A 6,914-nucleotide genomic window follows, 5' to 3' on the forward strand; every position below is an offset into this window, starting at 1 on the left:
CATGGCGATCACCTTTCCCCGCTCGGACATCCTCACCCTGGTCGGCTTCGAGCAGCCGTTCACGTTCGAGCCCGTGTCGCAGCAGGAGCAGAGCCGGCTCGCGAGCGGCGTGACGATCGGCAAGGATCTCGGCCCGGCGCTGTGGTTCGGCAGCTACACCACGGAGGAGCTGCACAACGACGACATGGTCGACTACCAGGCCGTGCTGGCCTCGCTCGACGGCATCATCAACCCGTTCGAGGGCTGGGACCTGCGCCGGCCGGCGCCGCGGCTCTATCCCGGCGGTGTCGGCGCCAACGACGGCGTGTTGGCGTCCGTGAACGCCAACAACAAGGCGCTCGCATTGTCCGGCCTCGTCGTCGGACAGGTGATCTCGCGCGGCGATTATCTGTCGTTCGACTACACGGGTGGGCGCGCGCTGCACCAGGCGATGGAGACGGTGACGGCGAACGGCGCCGGCGTGACGGCGCAATTCGAGGTGCGGCCGCACTTGCGCGCCGGCTGGACGCTGTCGACGGCGGTGAACCTGACGGCACCGCGCGGGATATTCACCCTGATGCCCGGCTCGCTGACGCCAACGCAGACGCGCGGCAAGTTCGGCCGGCTCAGCTTCAAGACCGGGCAGTACCTGCCATGACGCTGTCGGTCGACGCACCGGGCCATTCCGAGAATTTTACGGCGCTGCAGGCGCGCCTATTGTACAAGCGCGACTTCATCTGGTTCGTGGTGCGCGACCGCGTCACCGGCAATCCCGTCACCGACGGCTACTGGTCGGATGTCGGCTCGATCGACGCCGACGTGATCGATCCCGACACCGGCTCGACCGTGACGCGCACCTTCGCCGGCGCCAGCGGGCTGATCTCGATCTCGGATATTCCGCGGGTCTCGAACCTCACGGTCCAGAACGTCACGATCAAGCTGGCGCAGGTCGCCGACCGCGTCAACAACCTGGTGCGGGGCTACGACTGCAAGCAGGGCAAGGTGCAGATCTCCTGCGGCCTGTTCAACCTGAACTCGCACGTGATGGTGGCGCCGGCGTTTCCGCGCTTCGTCGGCACGATCGACGCTGCGCCGATCACGACGCCGCCGGCGGGGCAAAGCGGCGACGTCACGCTGACCTGCACCGGCAACACGATCGAGCTGACGCGGTCCAATCCGGACACGCGCTCCAATGCGTCGCAGCATCTGCGCGACCCATCGGACGATTTCCTGCGCCACACGGCGACGGTGTCGGAGTGGCAGCAATATTGGGGGAAGTCGAGCGGCCCGATCGATGTCGTCGGCATGGCCAGGTCGGCGGGGCTGTTCAAATGATCCGCAGCGGCACGATATCCGATACGGCAAGGGCGGTGGAGCTGCTTCGCGATTCCCACGCTGCCGCGGGGTTTGACGGCACAGGCGCCAGCGGCTTCGAGGTCGCTTTTGAGACCTCTTACGCCGAGCGCCTCTTCGTTCAACATCTGGAGATGATGAACGGCTGCGCGTTGGTCAACGACATTCAAGGCCGAGCCGAAGGCATCCTGCTGGCGGTCGCGCACGAGCACCCGTTCGGACCGGTGTGGCTCGCAAGCGAGACGGCATGGTGGATCGACCCTGAGCATCGCGGATATTCCGCCTTTGCGATGCTCGACGCCTACGAGGCATGGGCGCGCGGCAAGGGCTGCAGATTTGCCGGCATGGCCGCCATGGGCGACGATCCCGTCATCGCCAGGCTCTACGAGCGCCGCGGCTATGTCAGAGCCGAGACGCACTTCTTGAAGGCGGTTTGAAATGGCGATTTTCACAGCCATAGCGACTGCAACCCTTGCTGCTGTCGGCATCACCAGCACCTTCGCGATAACTGCGCTGGCAACTGGTCTCTCGCTAGCAGCGTCGGTCGCTCTCTCCTATGCCGTGAAGGCGCTGTCGGGAAAGCCGCAGCAGAGCACCGACCATTTCGGCGTCCAGGGCCAGATCGCCGGCGGCGGCGCGGTGCCGCGCTCGTTCGGGCTCGGCCGGCACGTCACCGCCGGCTCGCTGGTTTACGCCAACACCTGGGGCAACGGCTACGAGACCCCGAACGCGTTCCTCTCGCTGGTCATCGCGGTCTCGGATCTGGCGGGCGAGAAGCTGCTCGGGATGGAGGTGAACGGCAGCAAGGTGACGCTCGCGCTGGGCGATGCGCTCTACAGCAATTTCAGCCCGACCAGCCTCGGCTACCAGGTGCCTGAGTACATCAAGCTGCACGAGGGCGAGAGCTCGCCGACCGCGCACCTCTTCGTGAAGTACTACGACGGGACGCAGACCGCGGCGGACGGCGCCATGATCAACGCGTCGTCGATCGAGCGGCCCTACACCAGCGCGCATGTCGGCAAGGGCATGTGCTATGTGGTGGTCCACGCCTTGATCGACGAGAACCTCTGGAACGGAATCCCGACCTTCAAGTTCGAACTGTCAGGCATTCCGCTCTACGATCCCTCGAAGGATTCCACGGTCGGCGGCAGCGGCGCGCATCGCTTCAGCGATCCCGCGACCTGGGGCGGCGACGGCGACGACTATCCGGTGGTACAGGCTTACGCCATCCTGCGCGGCATCTCTTATCAAGGCACCTGGCTCTACGGCTTGCAGAACACGGCGGCGGCGCGGCTTCCGGTCGCCAACTGGATCACACAGATCGGCAAGTGCCGCAGCGCCGTGATCGGCGCCTCCGGCCCGGAGCCGAGCTATCGCACCGGCGTGCAGATCAACGTCGATGCGCAGCCAGTGAATGCGCTGGAAACGCTGATGACCGGCTGCCAGGGCAAGATCTCGGAGGTCGGCGGCTTCTACAAATGCCATGTCGGCGCGCCCGACTCGCCGAGCTTCAGCTTCACCGATGGCGACATCCTCTCGACGGAGAGCCAGACATTCCGGCCGTTCTTTGCGTTGGCCGACAGCGTCAACGGCATCCAGGCGACTTACCCTGATCCGTCGCAGGGCTGGAACACGGCGACGGCGCCGCCCTATTACCGCACCGACCTGGAGATCCGCGACGGCAACCGCCGGCTGATGGCCAGTCCCGCCTTCGATGCCGTGCCCTATCCGGAGCAGGTGCAGCGGCTGCAGAAGTCGGCCGTCGAGGAAGCCCAGCGCGCGCGCGGGCACACCATCGTGCTGCCGCCGGCGTTCTGGCTGGTCGAGCCGGGCGACGTCGGCGAATGGACCAGCGCGCGCAACGGCTATGTCGACAAGCTGTTCCGCGTCGACGGCGGCACCGACAAGGCCAATCTCGACGTGGTCCTGATGCTGACCGAGGTCGACCCGTTCGACTACGATTGGGACACCGAGGCCGACTTCAAGCCGGTCACGCCCGGCGGCACCGTCTCCAATCCGCCGGCGCCGCAGGGCGTGGCGCTATGGGACGCGCAACCGTACACGCTGACGGATGGCACGGGGCTTGCGCGGCGCCCGGCCATCCTGATCGCCTGGGACGGCTCGCAGCCGGGTTGCAACGGCCTGAAATACGAGGTGCGCCTTGCGGCCGACGGATCGTCGGTGACGCGCGGCACGGTCAACAGCTTCAGCGCCGGCAACCGGATCATTCACGACGGAGTCCTGCCGGCGACCACCTATCAGGTGCGCGGGCAATATATCCCGACGACGACGCGCGACATGCTGTGGTCGGACTACGTCACGGTGACCACGCCGGATATTCGCTATTCAATGGCGGAGTTCGATGCGGCGATCAAGGCAGAGATGACGACGATCCGGGCAGCTTACCAGGATCAGATCAACGAGGCCCTCAATCGCTTCGCCTCGGTCGCGGCGGATATCGCGGCGCGCGCGCCGCTCGACAAGATGGAGTTGCGGTCGCAGCTCGCGGCGCGGGCGGGCGATGCGCTGGCGCAGATCGACGACGTTCGCACGGTCGCGGTGACGACCGCGGCCGCCTACGCCTCGTTCTCGACCATGGCGACGGCGACATGGGGATCGACCAGTGCGTTCGTCACGCAGTCCGCGATAGCGATTGCGACGCTGGAAGATTACGCAGCGGCGTCTTGGGGCGTCGAGGTCGGCGTCGACGGCGTCATCACCGGAATGATCCGGATCGATGGCGGCGCCGGCTGGTCTGCCGTCACCATCAGGGCCGATAAATTCCAGCTCCAATTGCCGGGCTACAATGGCGATGCTCCGATCAGCCCGTTTACGGTGGGCCTGATCGATGGCGTGTCGAAGATCGGCATGAGCGGCCTGCTGGTGCATGACGGCACGTTCTACGGCTCGCGGATCGTTTCGGGGTCGGTCGCCACCTTGCAGCTCGCGGTGAACGGCGTCGGCATCGAGCAGCTGATCGACGGCGCGGCGAGCAATTCGGATGCGGCGTCGGGCACGCTTTCGGGTGTTGGCGGCGGCACGCTTGCTTCAAAGACCGTCACGATCAAAGGCGGCAGGGCGATCGTCATGGGGTTTCTGACGTCGACCGTGACGGATGAGGCGTCGTCGAGGGCTATCATCGGCGATTTGATCGTCGATGGTTCGACGGTCAAGAGCGGCACGACGGAATCGGCGATGAAGTTTCATTCCCTCATCGACGATTCAAAAATCTTCGCGCGCGTTCCGCCGCTCGCGATCGCTGCGCACGTGACGGGTCTCTCCGATGGCAGCCACACATTCTCGTTCGCGGCGAGCCTTGGCAACTGCACGGGCACGCTGATCGTTCTCAACCCGCGAAGGTGACCTGAAGGATTCCAGAGATGACTGCACTTGTTCCGTATGAGACCGGGACCGTCTCCGTTGCGGCTGACGGCACTGCCGTGACTGGCGTGGGAACGATCTGGTCAGGCACCAATGTTCGTCCCGGCGACCGGTTCGACAGCGGTCATTTCTCGGCGCTGATCGTCGAGGTCGTCGACGAGACGCATCTGACCATTACGCCGTGGCCTGGCTCGACGCTCAGCGGTGCGCCCTACAAGATCTGGCCGAACTATCCGCAGCGCGTCGTCGGTGCGGAGGCAATGGCGACGGTCAACCAGCTGGTTGCGGCGCTCGACGTCGACGGCTTCATCTGGTTCGTCGCTGCAGATTTGACCGAGCCGGATCCGTCGCTCGGCAATGACGGTCAGTACGCCGACCAACCGACGACCGGCAAGAAGTGGGTGAAGGTCGGCGGCGTCTGGACCTATCTCGGCATCTTCAAGGCCTTCCAGTTTACCGGCGCTTACAACGTGGTGACGACCTACTCGGTCGGGGACGTCATGACCGATGCTGGATCGTCTTACGTCTGGATCAATCCGACGCCCGGCTCCGGCCACGCTGCTCCGAACCCGACCTATTGGCAGTTGCTCGCCGCCAAGGGCGAGACGGGCGCGGCCGGTCCGACCGGCGCCGGCTACGGCGGCACCTCGACGACGTCGCGCACGATCGGAACCGGGTCGCAGGCCTTCACCACGCAGGCCGGGCTCGCCTACCAGGACGGCGCGCGCGTGCGTGCCAGCTCGGCGGCGAACACGTCCAACTGGATGGCGGGTCTCGCGACCTATGCCGGCACGACGCTGACCATCAACGCCGACGAGACCAACGGCAGCGGCACGCATGACGACTGGATCTTCAACGTCGTGGGTGAGTCTGGCGCTGGCGATCTGTCCAGTGCGAACAATCTGTCCGATCTAGCCAACAAATCGATGGCGCGTGACAACCTCGGTGTGCCTCAAAGCTACGGCCAGTGCCGGCTGACTTTGTCGGGCGGCAATCTCGTCCTGTCTCCGCTGAACGGTAATCTGCTGACGGTCAACGGTACGCCGTCAGTGGTCCCCGATGCCGGTGTCTCGCTCGCTGCCACGGGTCTCTCGCCCGGCACCACCTATTTCATTTATGCCACCGCGAGCGGCGGAACGATAAACGCGCTCGAAGCGTCGACGACAGCGCATGCGACGTCAACCACCGCCGGGAATAAGGGCACCGAGATCAAGACCGGCGATAACACTCGAACTCTGGTTGGTATAGCGCGCGCAGTGACCGGCCCGGCATGGGTCGACAGCGGTTCGCAACGGTTCGTGCTCTCATGGTTCAATCGTTCAGGTAAGTCAGGTGTTGCAAATACTACAGCCACCCGATCAATCACAAATGCGAGTTGGACTGAGTTTCACTCAGAGCTTAGAGTCGAATTTCTTACCTGGGCTGATGAACTGGTTGAGGTTAATCCAAGCGCATCCGGGTATGTGGGTGTTGCAAGCCAAGTTACCTTCTTTGCCATAGGCTTTGATGGAACGACTCCTGAACCTGGAATGAGTACAATCTCAGATGGTTCGGGTTCTGGCGGTTCTTTGAGGCCGCTATCACTAAGCGCTAGACGTAGACTCTCGGAAGGATACCATTACGCAACACTTTTGGGCGGAAATAACGCGTCTGCACAGGCGAGCATCTATTTTGGCTCAGCGGCAGACGGTTCACGTTCAGCAAACATAGTAAGCGTCATGGGCTGATCACGAGAGCGGTCGGACACGTGCAGGGCTTCATCCACTACACGGCGATCGCGCGGCTCTAAGCGGCCGGACTGCCTCCCGGAGCGCGCCGACCGGCCGGACCCGGGTTCCATGGGTATTTGGGCGGGGGTTCCACCCCACCTAACGGGGGTGACATTTGAACCTGCGCGAGGTGACATTTGAAATTGCGCGCTACAGCTGCGCAACCACTCTCGTCCAGTCCTCGTTCAGAAGCGATTCGTCTGCCATGCCCCTTGGAATCACGTGTGATTCCAACACTCAAGAATAAACTTAACGCCTATGGGGAAGGCCGGGTGCCAGCTCGCACCCGCGGTCCGCTGCGCGAGAAGCACACGCAGGAAGAACCGCACAGCAGCATACAGGTGTAGCCAATCACTCGGCCTTCCCTGCGCAGTGGTTTTACGGCTTATGCCGCGCTCTCCCGGGAGCCGAATTCCTTCTGGCCTCCCTCAC

The 6,914-nt window shown here is 64.1% G+C and carries 5 protein-coding genes; all 5 read left to right on the forward strand.

Going from position 1 to position 6,914, the window contains the following annotated elements:
* Position 1: 1 nt before the first annotated feature.
* The 5 genes from JQ566_RS33430 to JQ566_RS33450 are packed head-to-tail and all read left to right on the forward strand — an operon-like array spanning position 2 to position 6,440.
* Positions 2-637 carry a hypothetical protein gene (locus JQ566_RS33430; protein WP_212380334.1) on the forward strand — a complete coding sequence of 212 codons (636 nt, stop codon included), beginning with the start codon at positions 2-4 and terminating at the stop codon, positions 635-637.
* Complete coding sequence (locus tag JQ566_RS33435) at positions 634-1,314, forward strand: hypothetical protein (protein ID WP_212380337.1); 681 nt, start codon at positions 634-636, stop codon at positions 1,312-1,314. The genes JQ566_RS33430 and JQ566_RS33435 overlap by 4 nt, the downstream gene beginning before the upstream one ends.
* Positions 1,311-1,769: a GNAT family N-acetyltransferase gene (locus JQ566_RS33440; RefSeq protein ID WP_212380340.1), complete on the forward strand. Its 459-nt coding sequence runs from the start codon at positions 1,311-1,313 to the stop codon at positions 1,767-1,769. The genes JQ566_RS33435 and JQ566_RS33440 overlap by 4 nt, the downstream gene beginning before the upstream one ends.
* 1 nt (position 1,770) lies before the next feature.
* On the forward strand, positions 1,771-4,695 hold the full coding sequence (locus JQ566_RS33445; RefSeq protein WP_212380343.1) for a phage tail protein: 2,925 nt from the start codon (positions 1,771-1,773) through the stop codon (positions 4,693-4,695).
* Between the two features lie 17 nt (positions 4,696-4,712).
* The gene (locus JQ566_RS33450; RefSeq protein WP_212380345.1) at positions 4,713-6,440 is read left to right on the forward strand and encodes a hypothetical protein; all 1,728 of its coding nucleotides are present in this window, start codon (positions 4,713-4,715) and stop codon (positions 6,438-6,440) included.
* Positions 6,441-6,914: the final 474 nt, after the last annotated feature.

This window comes from Bradyrhizobium sp. SZCCT0231, from assembly GCF_018130245.1.
Classification (GTDB): domain Bacteria; phylum Pseudomonadota; class Alphaproteobacteria; order Rhizobiales; family Xanthobacteraceae; genus Bradyrhizobium; species Bradyrhizobium japonicum_F.

Coding starts and splice junctions, on each gene's coding strand:
- JQ566_RS33430 (WP_212380334.1), top strand. CDS start 2: ATGGCGATCACCTTTCCCCGCTCGGACATCCTCACCCTGGTCGGCTTC.
- JQ566_RS33435 (WP_212380337.1), top strand. CDS start 634: ATGACGCTGTCGGTCGACGCACCGGGCCATTCCGAGAATTTTACGGCG.
- JQ566_RS33440 (WP_212380340.1), top strand. CDS start 1,311: ATGATCCGCAGCGGCACGATATCCGATACGGCAAGGGCGGTGGAGCTG.
- JQ566_RS33445 (WP_212380343.1), top strand. CDS start 1,771: ATGGCGATTTTCACAGCCATAGCGACTGCAACCCTTGCTGCTGTCGGC.
- JQ566_RS33450 (WP_212380345.1), top strand. CDS start 4,713: ATGACTGCACTTGTTCCGTATGAGACCGGGACCGTCTCCGTTGCGGCT.